Origin of the sequence: Methylobacterium indicum (assembly GCF_001043895.1) — a bacterium.
Lineage (GTDB): Bacteria > Pseudomonadota > Alphaproteobacteria > Rhizobiales > Beijerinckiaceae > Methylobacterium > Methylobacterium indicum.
In genome coordinates, this window is the sequence record NZ_JTHF01000096.1 from 1 (window position 1) to 22,236 (window position 22,236).

The 22,236-nt window shown below is 61.0% G+C and carries 15 protein-coding genes, 5 pseudogenes and 1 other annotated feature; of the genes and pseudogenes, 10 read left to right on the forward strand and 10 right to left on the reverse strand.

All coding sequences use genetic code 11. The annotated features are described in order from the left end of the window. Window positions 1-570 precede the first annotated feature (570 nt). From QR78_RS32700 to rfbF, 6 genes are all read right to left on the reverse strand, one after another. Window positions 571-1,494 (reverse strand): NAD-dependent epimerase/dehydratase family protein, encoded by a 924-nt coding sequence (locus QR78_RS32700; protein WP_158004037.1) that lies wholly within the window; start codon window positions 1,492-1,494, stop codon window positions 571-573. Window positions 1,495-1,889: 395 nt separating this feature from the next. Further along, window positions 1,890-2,735, reverse strand: coding sequence for a glycosyltransferase family 2 protein (locus tag QR78_RS32705; protein ID WP_082171878.1), 846 nt, complete (start codon window positions 2,733-2,735; stop codon window positions 1,890-1,892). Window positions 2,736-2,794: 59 nt separating this feature from the next. Then, window positions 2,795-3,754 carry an NAD-dependent epimerase/dehydratase family protein gene (locus tag QR78_RS31900; RefSeq protein WP_082171879.1) on the reverse strand — a complete coding sequence of 320 codons (960 nt, stop codon included), beginning with the start codon at window positions 3,752-3,754 and terminating at the stop codon, window positions 2,795-2,797. Window positions 3,755-3,855: 101 nt separating this feature from the next. Continuing rightward, a complete protein-coding gene (locus tag QR78_RS11575) occupies window positions 3,856-4,347 on the reverse strand; it encodes a dTDP-4-dehydrorhamnose 3,5-epimerase (protein ID WP_244276467.1) in 492 nt (163 codons plus the stop codon). Window positions 4,348-4,495: 148 nt separating this feature from the next. Continuing rightward, a complete protein-coding gene (gene rfbG, locus QR78_RS11580; protein ID WP_048427672.1) occupies window positions 4,496-5,602 on the reverse strand; it encodes a CDP-glucose 4,6-dehydratase in 1,107 nt (368 codons plus the stop codon). Window positions 5,603-5,610: 8 nt separating this feature from the next. Next, on the reverse strand, window positions 5,611-6,387 hold the full coding sequence (rfbF, locus tag QR78_RS11585; protein ID WP_048427673.1) for a glucose-1-phosphate cytidylyltransferase: 777 nt from the start codon (window positions 6,385-6,387) through the stop codon (window positions 5,611-5,613). A 274-nt stretch (window positions 6,388-6,661) separates the two neighbouring features. Here rfbF and QR78_RS11590 point away from each other — a divergent pair. Continuing rightward, a pseudogene (locus tag QR78_RS11590) lies at window positions 6,662-6,877 on the forward strand (transposase); the annotation flags it as partial. A gap of 87 nt (window positions 6,878-6,964) precedes the next feature. Next, window positions 6,965-8,193, forward strand: a protein-coding gene (locus QR78_RS11600; protein WP_089504201.1) for an IS3 family transposase whose coding sequence is annotated in 2 segments (ribosomal slippage) — window positions 6,965-7,253 and window positions 7,253-8,193 — 1,230 coding nt in all. Because the reading frame shifts where the segments join, the coding sequence is not laid out codon by codon here. Further along, window positions 7,246-7,362: a sequence feature (AL1L pseudoknot), on the forward strand. It overlaps the preceding gene by 117 nt. Window positions 8,194-8,233: 40 nt before the next feature. Here QR78_RS11600 and QR78_RS32710 read toward each other — a convergent pair. Then, window positions 8,234-8,821 (reverse strand): annotated as a pseudogene (locus QR78_RS32710) (IS110 family RNA-guided transposase); the annotation flags it as partial. 76 nt (window positions 8,822-8,897) lie between these two features. Between QR78_RS32710 and QR78_RS11610 the strand changes: the two are divergent. Further along, window positions 8,898-9,368, forward strand: a pseudogene (locus QR78_RS11610) (IS5 family transposase); the annotation flags it as partial. 300 nt (window positions 9,369-9,668) lie between these two features. Further along, window positions 9,669-10,265, forward strand: a complete 597-nt coding sequence (locus QR78_RS32715; RefSeq protein WP_048427678.1) for an NUDIX domain-containing protein — start codon at window positions 9,669-9,671, stop codon at window positions 10,263-10,265. A gap of 180 nt (window positions 10,266-10,445) precedes the next feature. On the opposite strand, the gene QR78_RS11620 is transcribed toward QR78_RS32715, so the two are convergent. Further along, window positions 10,446-10,760 (reverse strand): hypothetical protein, encoded by a 315-nt coding sequence (locus tag QR78_RS11620; protein WP_048427679.1) that lies wholly within the window; start codon window positions 10,758-10,760, stop codon window positions 10,446-10,448. Between the two features lie 425 nt (window positions 10,761-11,185). Between QR78_RS11620 and QR78_RS11625 the strand changes: the two genes are divergently transcribed. The 4 genes from QR78_RS11625 (at window position 11,186) to QR78_RS31910 (ending at window position 18,202) form a co-directional block, all read left to right on the forward strand. Then, window positions 11,186-11,431 carry a hypothetical protein gene (locus QR78_RS11625; protein ID WP_125901145.1) on the forward strand — a complete coding sequence of 82 codons (246 nt, stop codon included), beginning with the start codon at window positions 11,186-11,188 and terminating at the stop codon, window positions 11,429-11,431. After that, complete coding sequence (locus tag QR78_RS11630) at window positions 11,395-12,330, forward strand: inositol monophosphatase family protein (RefSeq protein WP_244276468.1); 936 nt, start codon at window positions 11,395-11,397, stop codon at window positions 12,328-12,330. Before QR78_RS11625 ends, QR78_RS11630 begins: the two co-directional genes overlap by 37 nt. A gap of 232 nt (window positions 12,331-12,562) precedes the next feature. Then, a complete protein-coding gene (locus QR78_RS11635; RefSeq protein WP_048427682.1) occupies window positions 12,563-13,858 on the forward strand; it encodes a protoporphyrinogen/coproporphyrinogen oxidase in 1,296 nt (431 codons plus the stop codon). Window positions 13,859-13,963: 105 nt separating this feature from the next. Then, window positions 13,964-18,202 carry a glycosyltransferase gene (locus QR78_RS31910; protein ID WP_125901147.1) on the forward strand — a complete coding sequence of 1,413 codons (4,239 nt, stop codon included), beginning with the start codon at window positions 13,964-13,966 and terminating at the stop codon, window positions 18,200-18,202. A 661-nt stretch (window positions 18,203-18,863) separates the two neighbouring features. Here QR78_RS31910 and QR78_RS11645 read toward each other — a convergent pair. Then, a complete protein-coding gene (locus QR78_RS11645) occupies window positions 18,864-19,934 on the reverse strand; it encodes an IS630 family transposase (protein ID WP_048427683.1) in 1,071 nt (356 codons plus the stop codon). A 156-nt stretch (window positions 19,935-20,090) separates the two neighbouring features. Further along, entirely contained in the window at window positions 20,091-20,468 is a 378-nt protein-coding gene (locus QR78_RS11650) for a transposase (RefSeq protein ID WP_048427684.1), read from the reverse strand. 119 nt (window positions 20,469-20,587) lie between these two features. On the opposite strand from QR78_RS11650, the pseudogene istA reads away from it, so the two are divergent. After that, window positions 20,588-22,081, forward strand: a pseudogene (gene istA, locus QR78_RS11655) (IS21 family transposase); the annotation flags it as partial. 5 nt (window positions 22,082-22,086) lie between these two features. Continuing rightward, a pseudogene (locus tag QR78_RS11660) lies at window positions 22,087-22,218 on the forward strand (ATPase); the annotation flags it as partial. Window positions 22,219-22,236: the final 18 nt, after the last annotated feature.

A 22,236-nucleotide genomic window follows, 5' to 3' on the forward strand; every position in this document is an offset into this window, starting at 1 on the left:
AGTTTCACATCGGCGGCTACACGCAGGCTCATAACGGCATCGGTCATCGGGGGTCTCCCGGGTGCGGGGTTGGTGCTCACAACCCGATCCTAACCCGTCACCGCCGATGGCCACCCCCGCGAGAGATCCCGCCTGCTACAGCGCTGTGGAGGGCGCGCAGACGGGCTCTCCCGCTCTCGGTCAGCTACACCACTCCAAGGGACACGACCCGCGGCTCTCCGTAGGGAATACAAGTTTGGCGACTGTGTGAGCGGCAGGCGTCGCGAGCTTGGCGAGTGTCTGACACTTACCCGGACGAACCGATGTAGACGCTTGCTCTCCGCGCTGACCTTGCGCGCAAAACCCCCAGAGCATTTGCCATTCAGGTAGAAATTGTGGAGCTTTCATCTCAGCCTGCATCGTATCCGGTCGCTTCGATGATACCGCGGCCCTCGCGTGGCTTGAAACAGCGTAAGATGCGCTGGATGGGTCGATGCAGAGCCTCCTCGCTGCGCGCCGCGGTCTTGCGAAGGAGCGCCTTAATTCTACCCCACAAACAGTACTTTTCAAATATATGGCGTGACGCTCGCGTTACCTGCGGACCGGAGCGATCACACTCTGCATCCAGTCTGCGGTTATCTGCAGTCCGCCCATCCAATCCTGCATCGGGTGCCAACCAAATTCTTGGCCAATTAATGAAATATCCAGCACGTTCACTGGCACATCCGCTTTCTGGCTCTCGCGGCGAATGACAGTGATCGGAGTGACGCCATTCAGGAGTCCAATATCATCCAGGACGCTCATGATTGTACGTCCATGGCCGGATCCAACATTCATTACGCGGAAGGTTCCCTCGTAGAGTGCTGCATCACAGAAAGCTCGAGTAACATCTTCGACATAGACGAAATCGCGAACAACGTTCCCTGTACCCCATAGCTCGATCGGCTTACCAATAATGGCATTGTACATCATGTTGGCCACAACGCCTTGGCGGCGGAAGGGTGATTGGAAGGGGCCGTAGGGATTGGCGATGCGTAGGACATGATAGTCCAGTCCCCACTGATACCTGTAGAGTTCAAGATATTTCTCGGCAACGATTTTTGAAATGCCGTAGGCCGAGATCGGATTGGTAGATGAATATTCAGAAATCGGTGTATGTTCCGATACACCATAAACCGTACCGCCAGACGACGCGAACACAATTTTTCGTATTCCGTTCATCCGGCACTCCTCAAGCACCGAAATTGTCGATGATGTATTGGTCAAAAAATCAGAATTTACATCGCCGTTTGATTTTTCAGGAATGGTTTCTCCGGCCAGATGAAAAACAATATCCTGATTTACAATGGCCGTTCGCAGCATCGCTCTATCAGATAGGTGACCCTGATACCACGTCACTTCTGAGTTCAGCGATTCGCCAATGCGAATGCTGCGACCATAGCCGCTGACCTTTGCTCCCATCTGGACAAGCAATTCACACAAATTTGAACCAATGAAACCTCCTGCCCCGATCACGAGGCATCGGACTCCTTGCATATTTCTGGCCATCGTTTCATTCCAACTGATTTTTCGAGAGATAAGGACGATGCAGGCTAGTCATGCCTCACCTCTGCATCATGTATGGTGTTCTACGAACCGGACCGTGGCTTACGAGGGTTTCATGAGGCGGGTACCTCGAGGCAGGCAGATCTCGAACGTAAGAGTATTGGTGCGCGATACGCTCATCAGCTCCCTTCCTGCCTGCCATCTCATTGCGAGCCTTCTCCGGCACTGTGGATGCGCTTTAAGTCGAGGCGGTCGGGGGTGATACCTGAGTCTCACCGGAATCAACCATCTCGAAATAAAGCACACACTATATTCATTATTCTACATAATACATCTATTTCGATTACATTTTTACGAAAATTTTGTTACTTTATAATATAGGCGGAATTGTCTAGAAACTGAGGATTAACCCCTATGATTCTGAGTGTATTCGTAAATTTTGTAAATTCTACTTCGCACACTTGTTCGGCCTGGCGCTTTTCCTCAAGAAATTGATCGTATTCTTCTTCTGTTTTTAAATAAAGATGTGTTAAGTGGTGATTTGCGCCCTCGTGAACCTTCAATGCCTCGCAGTCGTCGGGGTCGACGAATGGGGCCAATTTTTGCCGGGCGAGATACCTGAACATGTTGTACGGACGCACCTGCATGTGCAGATAGAATATATCCGTATGAATAACTGGCGCTCCGTTCTTAGGAAATCCGACATGATAGCCGATATCTAGATTGAGACATTGTCGACCGCTAAAGAAAACTTTGACGTAGTGATCACGCCATATAAAACGTTCTTGCACTTTGTTGATATTCTCAAGACCAGCCTTGATCCGAAATACGCCCTCCTGCGACGAGAGGCCACGAAGATAGTTGAAGATGAGCCTACGGTCGCATGACGGATTTCCTGCAGGGTCGAGGACACACAGAAATTCGTCACAATCCATTGGAAATACGAAGTCGTAACTGTTGTCCGCTTCAATTTCCTGGATGACTTGGGCCGTGTATGAACCGCGCAGTGCAAGATCGGTATTGGGCGGGATCCGCGTCACGTGAATACCGAGACGCTCGTACTCCGCTATTTTCTCGACAACTTCAGGCATGTCCGACGCGTTGTCGATGATGTGGATATTTTCGATCCCGACCATATACGAATGGTACCGAACCCAAGGTTCTAGACATGCTACTTCGTTCCGCTGGGCTAGAACACAGAGAACTTTCATGTCTTACTCCAAATTACAAAGCTGTGAGAATTTTGTGGGCGGATGCTTCGTCGAGGTCGTCAACGCTGGCGGTCTTGGATGAGTGTGATAGTCTCGGCGATCTCGCGGTCGAGTACGTCGCTACCGGATGGGACGTAGCCGAAGGCCTTCATCCGGTCGATCGGGATGCGGAAGGAGGCGGTTGCGGGATCGGCGGCCTGGAAGGCTCCGCGCACCGAAACGGGGCGTCCGGTCACCTCCCGGGCGAGGGATGCAGTCCGCTGGGCGATGGTGCCGACCTGCATTGCGACACCGGCGGCCAGGTTGAAGACGGTTTGTGCGCGTGTGTGCGGCGCCGTGACGCTCAGCATCTCGAGACCGGTGCAGACGTCGGCGAGAGGGATGAAATCACGCCACTGGTCAGGTGACCGCACGACGATCTCGCCTGTCTCGACCGCCTGGCGGGCGAGATCGTTTCCGACCAGGGTCCAGCGGTCGACATTCATCCAGGCGGGAGCGCCGATGCCGTTGGAGAGTCTAACATTCACGCCTTCGATGCGGCCGGCAACATCCGCCGCGGACACAAAGGCCTCCGCGGCGAGATGCGTGATCGCGTAGGGATGGCTTGGCTGCGGTAACCGGTCCTCGGACAGCACGCCGTCCAGAGGGGCCCCGTAGACGTGGACCGTCGACAGGAAGACGAAACGGCGAACGTTCGCTGCGATCGCTGCCTCCAGCATCCGGCGCGTGCCTGATCCGGTCTCGATCAGCGCAGCATCTGGATCGGCAATACTGCGCCACTCATTGGCTGCGGCCAGATGGATGACGCAATCTACCTCGCGCAAGATCTCGCGCGCATCTGCCGCCTCGCCGAGCGGATCGAGCTGCAGGAGGCGAGCCTCCGCCGGCCATGCGGCGGGAGTGGACGTGGCCGCGCGGCTAGTTCCGACCACTGTGTGACCGGTTGAAACCAAATGTCGCACCAGGCGGCCGCCGAGATAGCCTCGTGCGCCAGTGATTAGGATGCGGCGGCTCGTCATCACTCAGCACCTCTTTGACGGACTTCATCGACGGAGAGAGGATCTTTGGGAGCAGAGACCCGAAACGGCGGGCTAGCTGAGTTCGATCGGTGCCGTACCGATCAGGACCAGGACCAGGTCCAGGCATTCATCGGCTGCACCTCGCTCTCCGTCGGATCGTGCTCGATATCGGCGACGTTAAGCAGCATATTGAGGCCGCGGCCGACGCCACCGAACGCCACCCACAGGGATGGTGGAACGGTCAGTCGGGCGTAGTCGTCGGGCCGGGATGGCGTAAGATTGACCGTGAAGATGTCGCCGGCGCCGTCATGGACGACAAACCGTATCTCGCCGACAACGACGACAAGGTTTAGCGTCATGCGCCGATGTCGCTTCCAGCCCTTAACGGTTCCTTGGTCAACGGTGGAAAAATAAGCTTCACCGAAATCCGAGAAGCCGGGATCACTCCGTTTCAGAGCGTGACGCACGTCGCCGCCCGGAGTGGGGATGCGCCGAAGAGGGGTCAGAATGACGGGCGTTGTCATCGTTTGATCCACTAAAACCTTCTGAAACGGACGTGTCGCAACGCTATAGGGCGCGGCGGCGGATGGCATCGCAGAACCTCCGGCATCCCGAGCGCGATCGTGCCGATGCCCTCACGCGCTGATGTCCCGGTATCTTTGGCCAAGCCAGCGCCGCACCGGATGATCGGCCGACACCCAGGCGTGGGTCCCGGTCCCCGGCAGCCGGCAGGCACCGCTCTTAGACAGTCCAGGCGTGCTGCCGCTGCCGGGCCAGGTGCTGATACCGGTCGATGTGGTCGCTGGTCACCGTCCGGGCATCGGCTCCGTTCTTGACGACCTCCCGGTACCAGCTGCCGGTCATGCCGACGCACTCGTCGTACGAGAGTGTCGGTTGCCAGCGCAGGATGCCAAGAGCCTTGTCGATGTTCAGTTTGAGAAGGCTGGCCTCGTGGAACGGAATATCGTTAACTACCCGGTAGGCATCGGCCGGGTTCTCGAAGCCCCACACCGATGCAAGTTCGGCTAGCAGCGCCAGGACGGTTGCGTTCTGCTCGCCCTTCGGTCCGAAGTTGAAGCTCTCGCCGTTCAGGGTGGGGTCGAGCGATAGGCGCGCTCCGAGATTGAGATAGCCGCTCAGCGGTTCGAGGACGTGCTGCCACGGACGTGTCGCCCGCGGGCTGCGGATCGACACGTGGTCGCCCTTGGACCAAGCGCGGATGCAGTCGGCGACGATACGGTCCTGGGCCCAGTCACCGCCGCCGATCACGTTGCCGGCGCGCGCGCTCGCTAGCCGAACCGGCATCTGCGGCCGATTGAAGAAGGAGTGATAGTATGAATTGAAGACGAGTTCCGCCGCACCCTTGGAACCGCTGTAGACGTCTTTTCCACCGAGACGGTCGGTCTCACGATATCCCCACAACCACTCGACGTTGTCGTAGGCCTTGTCGCTTGTAATGACGATGCAGGTGCAGGGATGCTCCGTCTCTCGAAGGATATCGAGGACCGTGGCTGTGCCGAGGACGTTGACGCCGATAGTCTCAAGAGGTTGAGCGTATGAGGTCGAGACGATGGCTTGTGCCGCCAAGTGGAAGATAAAGTCGGGCTTGAATGTATTGATAACCTGCGACAGACGCGCCCGATCGCGGATATCTCCGACCTCGTTCCTCATCGACTCGCGGTGACCAAGCGCTTCGTGTAACGAGGGGGTCGTCGGCACACGGTCGGAATAGCCGCACACGTCCGCGCCGAGGCTCGCGAGCCAGGCCGTGAGCCAGCTGCCCTTGAACCCTGTATGACCGGTCACCAAGATGCGTCGGTCGCGATAGATGCCTTCAAAGAACTGCATGGGAGCGACTACCAGATTTTCCAGGGACTGACACCGCTATCCCACTGCTCCCGCAGGAACGTGAGGTCGCGCACGGTATCCATGCACTGCCAGAAATGATCGTGCTTGTAGGCCGACAACTGGCCTTCCGCTGCGAGCGACTCCAAAGGCCCACGCTCGAGGATCGTGGAGTCGCCCTCGATGCGGTTGACGATCTCCGGCTCGAAGACCATGAAGCCGCCATTGATCCAGCCCTCGCCCATGAGGGGTTTCTCATCGAAGGACTGGATCCGATCGCCCTCCAAGGACAAAGCGCCGAAGCGAGAAGTTGGACGGACCGCGCTGATGGTGGCCGCCCGTCCCTGTGACTCGTGGAAGGCGAGAAGTGCGCGCACATCGATATTTGAGACACCATCACCGTAGGTTGCCATGAACCGGCGACGTCCCAAGAATTGAGCAGCTCGCTTGATGCGTCCGCCCGTCATCGTATCCTGACCGGTTTCAAGAAGATGGACTTTCCAGCTTTCACCGACGCTGGGATCATGCATTTCGAACTTTCCCGTCGCGAGATCGATCGACATACTTCCTTGACGCGCTCGGTAATTAAGGAAATAATCCTTAATATAATCTCCCTTATATCCAAGACATATGATGAACTCTTTAAATCCATGAGCAGAATATATCTGCATAATATGCCACAACAGCGGATGACCTCCCACCTCGACCATGGGTTTTGGCCTCGTCTCGGTCTCCTCTCTCAACCGGGTGCCGAGGCCGCCAGCCAAAATCACAACTGGAACTTGCATGCATATGCCTCCTAACGCTTGTTCCTCGCAGTAGCAGCGATAGCCGCACGACCGCAAGCGATATGTTGATATACCTCTATAATGTGCCTGTTGCCATACTTCGTTGCACGAATTGTGGCCATCAAAAATATCTGGACATTGTTGACAGGACAACATGCAAAATTGATGTGAACCCTTGTAACCTACCTAGATAACTTCTGTAGCGGGCTACAAGTCCGAGATTAAGAGCGCCTACCAAAACGGCGCGATTGGGTTGGTCGGGAGTTGGGTTGGTATGGCTCGCCCACTTCTCCCTGACGATCTCTGGGCTGCGATCGCCCCACTTCTGCCGCCGCGCCCGCCTCGCCCCAAGGCTGTTCGCCCTCGGCTGGACGATCGCGCCGCCCTGACCGGCATCCTGTTCGTACTGCGCTCGGGCGTCTCCTGGCAAATGCTGCCGGCCGAGATGACGTGCGGCTGCGACATGAGCTGCGCGCGCCAGCTGCGCGACTGACAGGCGGCCGGTGTGTGGCGGCGCTGCATCAGGGTGAACTGCCCCGGGTTTCCTGGATGCTCCAACTTCTGAGAGGATGGAGCCATGACGAAGCGAACAGCCCCGTTTTCCCCCGAGGTGCGTGAGCGCGCGGTGCGGATGATGCGCGACCATGAGGGCGAGCACGGCTCGCAGTGGTCGGCGATCCAGTCGATCGCGGCCAAGATCGGCTGCTCGGGCGAGACGCTACGGAACTGGGTGCGTCAGTCCGAGCGTGACCAGGGTGTGCGCCCTGGCCAGACGACGGACGAACGCGAACGGATCAAAGCACTCGAGCGAGAAAACCGTGAGCTGCGCCAAGCTAACGAGATCCTGCGGAAGGCGTCAGCGTATTTTGCCATGGCGGAGCTCAACCGCCGGTCTCGGCCATGATCAGCTTCATCGACGATCATCGGGAGGTCTACGGGGTCGAGCCGATCTGCAGGGTGCTGCCGATTGCCCCGTCGACCTACTACGCGCATGCCGCCCGGCGCGCCGATCCGGACAAGCAACCGGCTCGTGCTCGCAGCGACGCCGCGTTGATGATCGAGATCCAGCGCGTGTTCGAGGTGAACTTCTGCGTCTACGGTGTACGCAAGATCTGGCGGCAACTGGCCCGGGAAGGGATCGTGGCCGCTCGATGCACGGTGGCGCGGCTGATGCGCCGATTGGGCTTGGCGGGGGTGGTGCGTGGCAGGACCGTTCGCACCACGATCCCCGACCCGACCACTGCCTGTCCGCTTGATCGGGTCAACCGCCACTTCAAGGGTCCCCGACCGAATGCCTTGTGGGTCAGCGACCTCACCTACGTAGCGACGTGGTCGGGCTTCGTCTATGTGGCGTTCGTCATCGATGTGTTCGCCCGGCGCATCGTTGGCTGGCGAGCATCACGTCGTGCCCATGCAGGCTTCGTGCTGGATGCCCTGGAGCAAGCCCTGCACGAGCGTCGTCCCGTCCAGGGCAGCGGACTGGTGCATCACTCGGACCGCGGCTCGCAATACTTGGCTCTACGGTACACCGAGCGCTTGGCGGGAGCGGGGATCGAACCGTCGGTCGGCAGCGTCGGCGACTCTTACGACAACGCCTTGGCGGAGACGATCAACGGCCTGTTCAAGGCGGAGGTCATCCACCGGCGTGGCCCGTGGCGCTCCTTCGAGGCCGTCGAGTACGCCACCTTGGAGTGGGTCGACTGGTACAACCACCGTCGCCTCCTCGCGCCAATCGGCCACGTCCCTCCCGCCGAGGCCGAAGCGCGCTATCATGCCAACGTCGGTGACCAAGCCCTGGCCGCCTGACCCAAGACAAACAGCCTCCGACAAACCCGGAGCGGTTCACGGCGATGCGCCGGTCGAGACCCTGCCAGCGCTCGTGCACCTCCGCTACGAGGGTGCGCATGCGCGCTGTGAGCGAGGAGCCCGTGTGCGTGTCGAGTAACTCGGTCAGATGGGCGGCCAGCTTAGCCCGCCCCTGCGCGACGACATGGCCGCGCTCCAGAAGCATAGCGCGGACCTGTTTCATCAGCGCCGTGCGCTCGCCCACGAGCTGGTCACGGACCCGGTGCAAGGTCTGGACGTCGAGCTGCGCCTCGGACTTGAGCGCCACGAACCGCGTCGTTGGGCGGGTGGCCGCCTCGGCGATGGCTTCGGCGTCGCGGTCGTCGTTCTTCTGCGCCTTGACGTACGGGCGCACATATTCCGGCAACATCAGGCGAACCGTGTGTCCCTGCTTCACCAGGGCTCGGCCCATGTGGTGCGCACCGCAGCATGCCTCCATCGCCACGACGCACCCCGGCAACTTCGCCCCGAAGGCGATCACCGTCTCGCGTCGCATCCGGCGGCGCAGCACGACTCGCCCGGCCGCGTCCAGGCCGACGAGGCTGCAGCTGTTCTTGCCCAGATCGATCCCCAGCACCGCGATCGTCATCGTTCCGCGCCATCCCTCATCTCGGCCACCCTGCAAGCCTAGCAGTGCAGCCCAGTGAGGGGCGGGCCATCCATAAAGGGGGTCTGCCACCGGCGCGAACCCGACGGATCAGGGCAAGGCGGGCACCAAGCGCCACCTCGTCACCGACGCGCGCGGCACGGCGCTCGGCCTCGTTCTGACCGGCGCCAATTGTCACGACAGCCCGCTGATGGCCCCGACGCTGGACGCGATCCCGCCTGTGCGCAGCGGGCGGCGGGGACGCCCGCGCCGGCGCCCTGGCAAGCTGCACGCCGGCAAGGCCTACGATGCCCGCGTGCGGCGGCAGGAGTGCCGGGCACGCGGGATCAGGCCGCGGATTGCCCGACGCGGCGTCGAGAGAAGTGACCGGCTTGAAGGGCATCGCTGGGTAGTCGAGCGCAGCCATACCTGGTTCAACCACGCCCGGCGCTTGCCCGTCCGCTACGAACGACACGCCGACATCTACGAGGCCTTCACGTTCCTCCAAGCCAGTCTCAGCACCCTCCGCCAGATCAAGCGGTTCTATTAGGCGCTCTTAGGAGCTTATTAAGTGATCTCCTGTCAGCTATACGGCCAATCATTCCACTTAACACCTATACATCTTCTTCATGCTCATCAAATCTATACCATATCCAATCGTATGTAATTTGCACTGTGGATCAGGTGCTCTACTGTTCTCAACCGTTACGAACGGCAATGCCCGGCTCACCAGCAACGTTACCGGTAACACCACACTATAACGTTGGCGGCCCGGATCTCAAAGCGGGGTGAGCCAGTTGTACAAGAAGACGCGCGAGCACACTAGCTTGCCACGAGAGCGGATTGGCAGATGGGCGAAGACGATAATCCATGGGTCAAGCTTGGCACTGAGCGTCGATACGAAGACGATTTCTTTGCCGTGGAAGATGACAGTGTTATCAACCCAGCAGGCAGACACACGCGTTACGGTATCGTTCGCTTCAAGAACGTCGGTCTTCGCATTTTGCCAGTCGACGCTGCTGGTTACACATTCTTGGTGGGGCAGTTCCGGTATGCGGCGTCGTATTTTAGCTGGGAACTGCCCGCTGGCGGGCAGGAGCCTGACGAAGACGCACGAGCCTGCGCCGCCCGCGAACTTGAAGAGGAAGTCGGTCGATCCGCGTCCTCCTGGATGGAACTGCTCGATATTGTTCCGTCCGGGTCACTGACCACACATCGAGAACGCTCATTTGTGGCTTGGCAGCTTGAATGTAAGGAACAGAACCTCGACGAGCAGGAGGTGATCTGGGTCAGGCGACTACCGTTTGGGACCGCTGTTCAGATGGCCTTGTCTGGCGAGATCAGGGACGCCGGTACGATCACGGCGCTTCTCGCCCTTCACGTCCGTCACCTTCGGCGCGAGCTTCCGGCAGAGCTGCTCAATCTACTCGATCAGCGCAGCGTCTGACGATCTCACGCACCAGCTGAGGCTTCGCCCCGCCTTACCCCGGGGCGGCCCAGCATTGCCGTTGATCGCGTCGGAACGGCGACCGTCATCTCTCAGGTCGACAGGATCCTGTTGACGCGCGGCAGCGGCGCCGATTACACGGCGGCGCGCGCGGGGGACATCTGGCGGCGCGATGGCCTTTCACAGCCGGTGTGCATCGACCGGGTCTCGCCAGACGCCCCGGCCCTGAGCATCGATGGCAGCCCGCGCGCGCTGATCCTCAATGTCCGCGGCGGCCCGCTCCCCGTCCTCCGAGTGACGCTGTCGATGGCGCAGCACGGCAGAGATGAGGGCATGATCATCCCGTCCGTGAATCAGGCGCCCGGGGGTGGCAACGCTGCCGCCACTGCCGCTCTGCGCCCGCTCGCGCAGCCAAGTCACGAGCCCGGCCGCGGCCATGCCCACGTCCCACCGTAGGCCCATCGGTGAGGTGCCGGCGTGGTTGGCCGTGCCCATGCGGACGACTTCCTACCAGGAGATGCCCTACAGATCCTCGCCGCGCTGATCGCGGCACCCTCGCGCTCCAGCAACGGCCCCTGCTCGCCGCACAGGCACGTTGCTGATCCCCCGAGATTTGACGGCGAAGGTTAATCCGTGTCTGGGTGTACGTTATCGCGACTCGCGTCTTGAGCCCGAGTCGTACCACCTGGCGCAGCAGTGAGACCCTGAAAAAGCAAGACCCCCTCACCTTGCCGGGTGAAGGGGTCTGGAGCCCCGAGGGGGCCGATCCAAGCACTGAACAACTCGGATCATCCCTCGAAATCGCTGCCTCTGTCAATCGAGAACTCAGTTTTCGATGACGGCGGAGCTTTGTTCTGGAACCGGGCGCGCGAGAGCGCGACCCGGCTTGACCTGCCGCGGCCTCATCGCGGGGCCGACCGATGACTTATGCCGTGATGAAAGAGGCAATCGCCCGGGCGCTGCCGGCGATGCTGGCGCCCCTGCGCGAGCAGCTCTACGCCCTGAACGGGTCCGGGCTGATAGACGACAGCGAGGCGGGCGAACTCGACGACGCGATCGATGAGCGAGTATCACGACATTGTTTCCTCGACGGTGAAGCCTCCATGTCGTCGAAAAATGTATTAGACCGGTGGCGATCCACATCGGATCAGGTCGTCAAAAGGTAGGCCGCGTGTCCGCATCACCCGATTTCCGCATCCTCGATCGTCTGCTGTCGTTCGCCGAGGAGGCAGCTGCTCTCGCGTTAGATCATTGGGAACGGGGCGTGTCGGTGATCCACAAGGATGCGGGCCTCGGTCAGGCGCTCACCGAGGCCGACCTAGCGATCAGCCGCCTCCTTCACGCCCGGTTCGGCCCTCGCTTGATCGAGGAGGAGACAGCAGATCAGATCGGCTACGACGCGGCGAAGCGGCTCCTCGGCGAGGAGGATTGGACGTTCGTCGCTGATCCCATCGACGGCACCAAACCTTATGCGAGCGGGCTGCCAAGCTGGGGGACTATGATCGGAGCATGTCGTGGCGGCTGGCCGCGCGTAAGCGTCCTCAGTCTGCCGGCCTGGTTCGACGACCGCGCGGACCCATTCGCGACCCCGCGTGCTGCCGACCAGCGAGGTTTGCTGCTCGCGGCCATCGACGACGTCGCGTACTGGGCGCCGACGCGGGCGGGACGGCAGGTCGGCGCGCTGCGGCGTCTCGATCCGCCAGGCCGCCCAACGCATCACGTCGGCTGGCTCGCGATCTCGGCTCAGCGCTACACACTCGATTACGAGCAGGGCTTCTTTCCCTGGAGCGAGAGTAGCGCGGTCGCCGATGCCGCGCTCCTCGCCCTAGGTCGGATCGATGCCACCTGCATCACCTACATGCTGTGGGATGCGGTCGCCGGTATCGCGCTGTGGCAGGCTTTGGGCTACGGCCTGTATCGATGGCCAGATCTCGCCCGCCCGCCCGGTAATGTCATCGAGTTATTCGATCACCAATTTTCATCAAAGACTAATATGTGGCTGGCCTGCAAGAATAGCGACCATGCGGCGCGGTTCGCTGCGGCTATTCGCGCGATCCAGATGTGACGAAGACGTGTCGCGGCGCGGTTGGCTCAAGCCTTCAGTCCGGATTGAGGCACGTTGCTCGGTTGCTCTCTCATCATACTCGTTCGCCGGCGTCAGCCAAGGCGGTAGAGAGATGAGGCATCGGCATATGGGTTTTAGCTACCCATGTTCAGCTCTATGCGATACCATATAGGAGCAGCAGTCACGGGCGTCAGCCCTGCTTTAATGAATTGTATCGCACGGAGTACGTCCTTTGGTTGAATTTGCTATAATTGGCGCAGGTATCGCCGGGCTTGCTGCCGCGCACCGTCTGGGCAGCAAGGGGTGTCGCTCGCGTATCTTCGAAGCATGTAGGCAGGCCGGCGGCCTCCTCGCGCCGATCATCATCGACGGCTTCACATTCGACACGGCTGTTCATCTGTCATTTGCGTCTGAACCCGAGGTCCGTGAGGTGTTCGACAAGACACCGTACTTCACGCACAATCCTGAGTCATGGTGCTGGGATGCTGGATACTGGCTGAAGCACCCGGTACAGACGAACATGTACCCACTTCCGGCGATCGACAAGACTGAGCTGATCGCAGGTCTGGCATCGGCGGTAAGCGGTCCGATCACCAGTTACAAGGATTGGTTGGTACAGCAATACGGTGAGCCGATCGCGGTACGCTGGCCACTCCGCTATACGGAGAAGTACTGGACAATCCCAGCCGAGCGCCTCGGAACCGATTGGGTCGGCCAGCGGATGCGGAAGGCGGATCTCAAGGAGGTCTTGGCTGGTGCTTTCAGTGCCGAGACGCCGAACCACTATTACGTTAAGGAAATGCGGTATCCGAAGCAGGGCGGGTACGAGGCCTTCATCCGGCCGATGATCGAGGAGGCCGATATCGCCTACGACCATGGGGTTGAGGCGATCAGCCTGGGGGAGCGGACGATCCGCTTCGCGAACGGCCTATCTGAGACGTTTGGGCAACTCGTCTCGACGATGCCTTTACCTCGTCTGATCGACATCATAGATGACGTGCCGGACACCATCCGGGCCGATGCCGCGACCCTTTTCGCGACATCGATCGATCTTATCTCGGTCGGGTTCAGGCGCCCGAAGGTTTCGCCAGCGCTCTGGTTCTACATCTACGACGAGGATATTCTCGCTGCGCGGGCCTACTCGCCCGACTGGAAATCTCCACTCAATGTTCCAGATGGATGCAGTGCGCTGCAATTCGAAATTTACTCATCGCGCGAAAATCCTCAAAATCTGAGTATCGCCGATTTGAAGCAGAACACTATCGACGGAATCGCCAAAATGGGTATCGCAACATCTGACGATATAATTTTTATAGAACATAATCATGTTCGCTACGCTAACGTCGTGTTCGATCTCGGCATGGAGGAGCGCCGCAATCGCGTCCGTGATTGGGTCGAGTCGCAGGGGATCGTGCTGGCTGGGCGTTTCGGCGAATGGGATTATCTGTGGAGCAACCAATCGTGCATGAGCGGTTTCAAGGCTGCGGAGCGTGCAATCCTTCGGAGGTCTCCGGGTATCGATGCATGAACGGGGTTTGAGGCCAGCCGTGCGCGCTAGCATGTGACCGCTCGGAGAGGCGACGCAGTATGTCGTCCTGTTGCATGCCTCGGCTATCATGAGAACGCCGCCGGCGTGCCGAAGGGCGCACCGGCCCCGGCGTCGAACGAAACGGAGCACCGCTCTCACCTGCGTGAGGCCGGTATCTCCTGCTATCCCTGCATTGTTCATGAGCTGTCCTGCTACCGGCATACGCGCAGCGCGGCTCGTTCTAGGAAGGTCGAGTTTCTTATGATTGTTCGTCAGACGGGCGACACTGATGTAGCTGCGCTGCCTGCCGATGCGGGCCATGGGCTTGTCTTGACCAACGTCAGCATTATTGACGTTAGAGACATGGTGCTCAATGCGACCACCGGCGAGGCCGAGTTCCTGACCGAAGATCCGCAGATACATCTCGTCCAGGATCCATGCGTAACGAATTGGACTTATGGCGCGTTGACGATCGGCTTCGTGTCGTCCGACGGTCAGGCGGTACAGCCGCGGCTCTATCTCGCGATGATGGAGGATGCATCCGTCGATTTGAAGCCCGCGGGTTCGGAATTCACCGCGCTGCTGTACCGGCCAGGCGATCTGACCGTGCTGCGTTTGGACCCTGCCGCCGCCGCTGGAAAGATCCGGATCGCGCACGTCACGTTGCGGGAGGTTAAAGCAGCTGATCTGCCGCTCCAGCATTTCGATCAGCCGCCGCACGACGGGTCGCCGGAACAGGTGGCCATCGCCGAGAGCGTCCGCCTGACGGGACTTCACGATGCCGCTAAGGCTTATCCGCAAACCGGTCTTCATCTCGAGGGCATAAGGATCGTTCATCTGGCGGACATGACGCTCGACGCCAGGACCGGGAACGCCGAGTTCACTTCCGACGATCCCCAGATGCACCTTGAGGTCGAGCGCCGCCTCGACGGCGTCGCCTACGCGGCGTTCGAGGTCGAGATGTCGACCGACGGCTTAGATGTCGGTCCCCGCCTCTACCTTGAGGAGAGGGAGGACGCCGTCCTTCCGCTGCTAGCCGACGGCAGTATGATGCGGGCCATCATCGCCTCGCCCGGCGATTTCCTCCGTCTGCGGTTTGACCCCTCGAACAGGGCCGGGCGGGCTCGTATCCACCGCGTCACCATCAAACCCGCGTCCTTCGCCGATCTGGCCGCCCGAAATGCGGCGCTGGCGACGCAGCCCGCCATGTCGACGAGGCAGCTGGCGCTCGACGAAAGCCGGCGGATCGGTACGGTTGGTCGCCTCAAACCGGCGTTCCTGACATCTAGATCGGGACTCGAGGCGATGCATGGCTCCGTCCACGCGACCGGCCCTGGCCGGGCCGCTGGCATCATCTGGGGTGTCGCCGATGCCGGTCACGCGATGGTCGTCGATCTCGCGGCAGACGGTAGGATCATCGCCGCTGGAGGCGGCGTGCCGTTGGCTCCCGGGGAGGCCGGCTACCGTGCGGACATGCCGGCATACCGGTTCGAGGCGTTGTTCTCAGAGCAGGCGGCACCGAACGGCGCCCTCGTCTCGGCCCAGCTTCGAGAGGGTCCAGAACTCGAAGGGTCGCCCTTCGTCTCATCGTGGCCCGTCGTTCACGCACCGACGCCGATCGACCTTCGCCGTGACGCATCGTTGCGGGATGCGGAGCGGCGTCTCGTCGAGACCCGTGCTCCCACGGAGATCGCCGGGCCACTGATCTCGATCTTGACGCCGGTCTACAACGTGGCGGAGGTGTGGCTGCGGCGGATGATTGATTCTGTCCTACGACAGACGTACCAAAGATGGGAACTTTGCTTGGTCGACGATTGCTCGCCTAATGATCACGTCCGCGAGCTTCTCAGCCAATGCGCCAATCACGATCCGCGCATCAAAATTGCCTTCCGCACCGAGAATGGCGGTATTTCAGCTGCGACGAACGATGCCCTTGCCATGGCCTCCGGCGAGTACATTGCCCTGCTCGACAACGACGACATGATAACCTGCGATGCGTTGGAGGCAATGGTCACCGCCATCGTCGATAACGACGGGCCGGATTGGCTTTACAGCGATGAGTTCAAGATCGACGGCGCGGAAAAAGCCAGTCAACTTTTTTCGAAGCCCGACTGGTCTCCGCTGTTCCTGCTGAACTACATGTATACGGCGCATTTATCATTATATAAAGCTGACCTTATTCGGGAGGTTGGCGGTTTCCGGTCCACTTACGACTTCTCGCAGGATTACGACCTAGCCCTGCGCGTAGCCGATTGCGATCCGCGCGTCGTCCATGTCGACAAGTATCTCTACGCTTGGCGCATGATCGAAGGTTCTGGATCGCAGGGCGGAAAGCCGACTGCTCGGATCAGCAACATTGCAGCCCTGCAGGACGCGGCCGAGCGCCGCGGCTGGGGAGGCCGCGCAGTTCCGCTTCCGACCGCGAACCGGCTTATCCGCACTCACTTGATCGGAGATGCCAAGGTATCGATTATCGTTCCGTCCGACAATACTGAAAACATTGTTGCAACTATAAACTCGATCATCAATGATAGCACCTACTATAACATTGAAATCATTATTGTTACCAACTCTAGTATCGTCGACGAGCTTGAAGGTGCGAAGGATCATCGCGTATTTTTCGCCCGGTTTGACGAGCCTTACAATTTTTCGGCGAAGTGCAATGCTGGAGCCGAAGTGGCTTCAGGCGAATATGTGATATTTTTCAATGATGACGTCCGAGTTATCACGAAAGATTGGATCGAATGTGTCCTTGAAATATTAACATTGCCGGGCGTTGGGATGGTCGGTCCAAAGCTAACCTACGAGAACAACCTCATCCAGCATGCTGGCATGGTAACGGGCGTTCGTCGACTTGTCGGCACCGCGTTCCATGCCTATCCAGCCGATACGGGCGCCCATTTCAACATGGCTCAATGCGTACGCGAGGTGTCACTCCTCTGCGGCGCCTTGATCTGCATGCCGACGGCCGTTTTTCACGAAATTAACGGGTTCGACGGCATCAACGCTCCGATTTCCCACTCGGACGTCGATCTGTGCTTCAAGGTCCGGGAGGCCGGATACAGTTGCGTCTACACTCCTCACGCAACGTTGCTTCATATCGGCCACGTCTCACTGGCGGTCGTTGATGCGGAGGAGAAGGCCAACAAGGCGTTCAAGAAAAACAAGGCCGACGTGTTCCTCATGCAGCGGTGGGGATCCTATCTCGAGCGCGATCCATACTTCCCACCCGCGATGCGTGATTTGGTCTACCTCGACTCGCAGGAGCCATTCACCGTTCATGCGGGAGCAAAATCATCCGCGCAGGAACTGGCTCGGCAGGGTGATGTCCTGCTGATCTCGCATGATCTAACGGCGAGCGGTGCCCCGAAGATCGTCTACGATATGGCGACCGCGTTCCGGGCAATGGGCCGGTTCGTGACGGTCATCTCTCCCACCGATGGTCCCTTCCGCGAGCGCCTCGTGAGCGATGGCGTCCCTGTCATTATCGATCCGCTAATTCTCGAGGCCAGCGAGGATGCTTTGGTCGTGGCTAAGAGTTACGACCTCGTTGTCGCCAACACTATCGTGTGCTGGCGAGCCGTTGATGGTCTTGCCAACTTCACGGATGTGTACTGGTATGTGCACGAGACGTCTCTGATCTCTGAGTACTCACGGCGGTTCGCCGATTTCCCGGCGACCTTGACCCGCCCGAAGGGCCTGTGGGCTGGAAGTCCGCAATCCGCCGCTGCCCTCGCGGTGTATGATTGCAAACCTACCGTCCTCGAATACGGAGTCGACCCGGGCGAAGGGCGAAGCACGCTTAAACCGGACGTGCGCATCGCGGTTTTTGGTTCCTTCGAGCCGCGCAAGGGCCAGGATCTCGCAGTTCTCGCCATGAAGCTCCTGCCGAAGGAAGTTCGCCAACGAGCAGCCCTTCGAATCTTCGGACGAATGCTCGACGGCACGTTCCGTGATGCCATCGAGTCGATCGCGCGTGACATCCCCGAGGTCGAGATGTCGACGGAGCTACACTACGAGCGGTACCGTGAAGAGCTGGAAACCGCCGACATCATCCTCGTTCCCTCGCGCGACGATACACTGCCTCTTGTTTCGCTGGATGCTCTGGCCCTAGGTAAGCCTATCGTGTGCAGTATGACGACCGGAACATCTCACTACTTGGAGAACGGTGTTTCTGCTCTGCTCTTGGTTCATAATTCACCCTCAGAAATCGCCGATTGTCTTGGGCGTTTGATCACGAACGCCGAGTTACGCCACAGAATCGGAGCAGGTGGGCAGGCTGTCTTTGAGAAAATGTTTACCGTCGATGCTTTCAGGAAGCGGCTTTTTTCTCAGCTAAATTAAGATATATCTCGTCGTTCGGCCTCGTTATATCCTAGAGATGCACTTGAATTAGAACCTGAGAGGGGTGCTTGACACGAATACAATCAGGTACCCCTCCCTCATTATCTTCGCACGAGCATCGCGTAGATCGATCTTCCATATCATTTGGTCGATCCCAACCTCCTCCACCTCGATACTCGATCGGGCATCGTATCCGATACCGCGTCTAATACCCTCGCGCCTTGGCATCGGCACGTCGATGCCAAGGCGTCCGGCGCATCAGCGCCGACGCCCGTTCGGGCTTGCCTTGCGCTCTCGAACGGATCCATTCGAAGGCGCGGCGGTATAACGCTATATTGGAGGCCCCCACCAGCACCAGCTTCGCCCCGCGCGCCTCCACCTCTGCTACGAACCGACTATACCGGCCTCGCCGATTACCAGCACGTCGCCACTCCTGAGCAGCCCGCGCTCTGTCAAACGGGATCGGAACGGGGTTCATCCGCACTTTAGGTGCTGACGTGTGCTTGTCCAGCCAAGCTCTGGGATCTCGGCTCACGCGGCATGCAGCATTCGCAGGCGGAGCAGGTCGAACTCGGCTCGACGATACATGCTGCGCTTGATCAGCTTGACGCGGCTGACCTGCCCTTCAACGTGGCCGTTGATCGTGTCCTAGTGCACTGACTCAAACGGATGGTGCAGCGTTGCCGTTGACGGCATTGAGGATGGCGGCGGCTGGCTTGGTCCAGACGAAAGGCTTTGGCCTGTCGTTGTGCTCTGCGATGTAGCGGTTGATCGCAGCCTGAAGGTCGACGATCCCGTTGAAGCTGCCCCGTTTCAGCCTGCGCCGGGTCAGGGCCGAGAAGAAACCCTCGACGGCGTTCATCCACGAGGCCGAGGTCGGGGTGAAGTGGAAGACCCAGCGCGGGTGCCGGGCCAGCCAGGCCCGTACCTTCGGGTGCTTGTGGGTGGCGTAGTTGTCCAGGATCACGTGGATCAGTTTGCCGGCTGGCACCGCCGCCTCGATCGTGTTGAGGAAGCGCAGGAACTCGTCGTGGCGGTGACGCTGCATGCATCGCCCGATCACGGTGCCCTCCAGCACGTCGAGCGCGGCAAACAGCGTCGTGGTGCCGTGGCGGATGTAGTCGTGGGTCTGTGTCTCGGGGCGACCTGGCGTGACAGGCCTGCTCGGGCGGGTGCGCTCGAGAGCCTGGATCTGGCTCTTCTCGTCGAGGGAGAGCACGACGGCGTGGCGCGGCGGATCCATGTAAAGCCCGACGATGTCCTCGACCTTCTCGGCGAAGGCCGGATCGTTCGAGCGTTTGAAGCTGCGCACCCGATGCGGCTGGAGGCGATGGGCATCCCAGATGCGCTGGACCGACCGCAGGGAGATCCCGACGGCCTGCGCCAGGGCGCGGCCGGTCCAGTGGGTGACTTCGCCGGGCGGCTCGGAGCAGGTCAGCGCCAGCACCTCGGCGACGGTGTCGGTGGCGTGAGGCGGCTTGCCGGGCGGACGGGTCTTGTCGCGCAAGAGGCCCTCGACGCCTTCCTCGGCGTAGCGCTGTTGCCAGCGCCAGACGGCCGGCCGGCTGACGCCCGCCTGCTGGGCGACGTCGAGGACGGAGAGGCGTTCGGCCGAGAGCAGGACGATGCGGGCGCGCTGGATGTGCTTGAGAGGCCGTGCCCGATCGGCGACGATGGCGGACAGGTACGCCAGGTCGGCGGCGCTGGGGGTCACACAGACAGTCTGAGCCATGCCTCAGACTCGCATGGCTCAGCCCTCATGTGAATCTTCTGAATGCGTCAATGCACTAGGGCGTGGTGTAGCTGGGTGTGGTCCACCACGATGACCGGCAGGGCCGGGCAGATCTGGGATTGCCCCGTTTCTGATACTGCTGGCGAATGCCGCGGCTCAGGCAGCTTGACTGATGAGGCGAGCGAAGGGCGATCGCCGGGTCGACGCGACGGTCTCACCCGCCAGCCAATCGGCGATCCGGCCGATGTTGAGGGCGGCGGCGGTCAGCACATGCTGGAGGTGGACCTTGGTCAGCCCGAGGTAGCGAGCCCGCCGCAGATGCAGGGCCCGCACGCCCAGCGACAGTGTCCCTTCGATGCCCGCCCGCCAGCGGTACTGCTCGGCGAAGGTCTCATCGGCTTCTCGCGCCCGCGCGGCCTCCAGCGCCGCATGTTCCTCGCGCCGACGCGGCGTGAGCAACCGGCGCGGGGAGCGCGTACAGTTCTCCTTGAGCGCGCAGGGCTTGCAGTCCGCACTGGAGAAGCGGATGCGCATCACCTGTGATTAGGCGTGGAATAAGGACCCCGTTTCCGGGGTGATCGGCGTCCAAACGGGACCCCCAGGATACTTCATCCAGACTGCCTCCCGCACTCGGAACGGGAGGCTCGCGGAGGATGTTGGTCGTGGAGACGGTCGCGAAGATCCGCCGCGCGTACTTCGTGCAGCATAAGCCGATCAAGCAGATCTGCCGGGAGCTGATGCTCTCCCGCAAGGTCGTCAGGAAGGTGATCCGCTCGGAGGCAACTGCCTTCCGCTACACCCGCAGCGTCCAGCCTGCACCCAAGCTCGGGCCCTGGCGCGACGAGCTCGACCGGATGCTGGCAGCCAATACGGGGAAGCCGGCGCGGGAGCGGCTGACGCTGACCCGGATCTTCGAGGCGCTGCGGGGGCTCGGCTACGAGGGCGGCTATGATGCCGTCCGCCGCTACGCTTAGGCGTGGAAGCGCCAGCAGGCCAGCGTGACGGCTCCCGCCTTCGTGCCACTCGCCTTCGCCCCGGGTGAGGCCTACCAGTTCGACTGGAGCCACGAGATCGTGCTGATCGCCGGCGTCACCACGACGGTCAAGGTCGCCCACGTCCGGCTCTGCCACTCGCGCATGCTGTTCGTGCGGGCCTATCCGCGCGAGAGCCAGGAGATGGTCTTCGACGCCCACGACCGAGCGTTCGCCTTCTTCCGCGGCACCTGCCAGCGGGGCATCTACGACAACATGAAGACCGCGGTCGAGACGATCTTCGTCGGGCGCGAGCGCGCCTACAACCGCCGCTTCCTGCAGATGTGCTCGCACTACCTCGTTGAGCCCGTGGCCTGCACGCCCGCGTCAGGCTGGGAGAAGGGGCAGGTCGAGAACCAGGTCGGGCTGGTACGCGAGCGCCTGTTCACCCCGCGCGTCCGAGTGAGAAGCTACGACGAGCTCAATGCCCTGCTGCTCGACGGGGTCGTCGCCTACGCCAAGGCCCACCCGCATCCCGAGCAGCGCGACCTGACGATCTGGCAGGCCTTCGAAGCCGAACGGGGAGCCCTGGTCCCCTACGCCGGACGCTTCGACGGCTTCCACGCCGTGCCGGCAGCCGTGTCCTCGACCTGCCTGGTGCGCTTCGACAACAACAAGTACTCGGTCATGGCCTCGGCCATCGGTCGCCCGGTCGAGGTGCGCGCCTATGCCGAGCGCATCGAGATCCGCCAGGACGGACGCATCGTCGCCGAGCACCCGCGGGCCTTCAGCCGCGGCCAGACGGTGTTCGACCCCTGGCACTACGTCCCCGTGCTCGCCCGCAAGCCCGGCGCGCTGCGCAACGGCGCACCGTTCAAGGACTGGGTCCTGCCCGCCGCCCTCGAACGGATCCGCCGCAAGCTCGCCGGCAGCGCCGACGGTGACCGCCAGATGGTCGAGATCCTCACCGCCGTGCTCGGCGACGGCCTGTCCGTGGTCGAAGCGGCCTGCGCCGAGGCACTGCGCGAGGGCGTGCACTCGGCCGACGTGGTGCTCAACATCCTGGCCCGCCAGCGGGAGCCGCCCGCGCCCGTCCCGCTGCTGACGCCCGAGAGCCTGCGGCTGCGCCACGAGCCGGTCGCCGACTGTGCCCGCTACGACAGCCTGAGGAGAGCCCCGTGATGGAACGTCAGCAGATCCTCGCCACCATGGGCGAGCTGAAGCTGTTCGGGATGAAGGCGGCCTACGACGAGATCATCAAGGTCGCCCTCAAGCGCAGCCACGAACCGCAGCAGATCGTCGGCGACCAGTTATACCGCCGCGCTTAGGTT

Excerpts from the sequence above, each read along its gene's own strand:
- QR78_RS32705 (WP_082171878.1), bottom strand. The coding sequence starts at position 2,735 with ATGAAAGTTCTCTGTGTTCTAGCCCAGCGGAACGAAGTAGCATGTCTA.
- QR78_RS31900 (WP_082171879.1), bottom strand. The coding sequence starts at position 3,754 with ATGACGAGCCGCCGCATCCTAATCACTGGCGCACGAGGCTATCTCGGC.
- QR78_RS11575 (WP_244276467.1), bottom strand. The coding sequence starts at position 4,347 with ATGCCATCCGCCGCCGCGCCCTATAGCGTTGCGACACGTCCGTTTCAG.
- rfbG (WP_048427672.1), bottom strand. The coding sequence starts at position 5,602 with ATGCAGTTCTTTGAAGGCATCTATCGCGACCGACGCATCTTGGTGACC.
- rfbF (WP_048427673.1), bottom strand. The coding sequence starts at position 6,387 with ATGCAAGTTCCAGTTGTGATTTTGGCTGGCGGCCTCGGCACCCGGTTG.
- QR78_RS32715 (WP_048427678.1), top strand. The coding sequence starts at position 9,669 with ATGGGCGAAGACGATAATCCATGGGTCAAGCTTGGCACTGAGCGTCGA.
- QR78_RS11620 (WP_048427679.1), bottom strand. The coding sequence starts at position 10,760 with ATGGGCACGGCCAACCACGCCGGCACCTCACCGATGGGCCTACGGTGG.
- QR78_RS11625 (WP_125901145.1), top strand. The coding sequence starts at position 11,186 with ATGACTTATGCCGTGATGAAAGAGGCAATCGCCCGGGCGCTGCCGGCG.
- QR78_RS11645 (WP_048427683.1), bottom strand. The coding sequence starts at position 19,934 with ATGGCTCAGACTGTCTGTGTGACCCCCAGCGCCGCCGACCTGGCGTAC.
- QR78_RS11650 (WP_048427684.1), bottom strand. The coding sequence starts at position 20,468 with ATGCGCATCCGCTTCTCCAGTGCGGACTGCAAGCCCTGCGCGCTCAAG.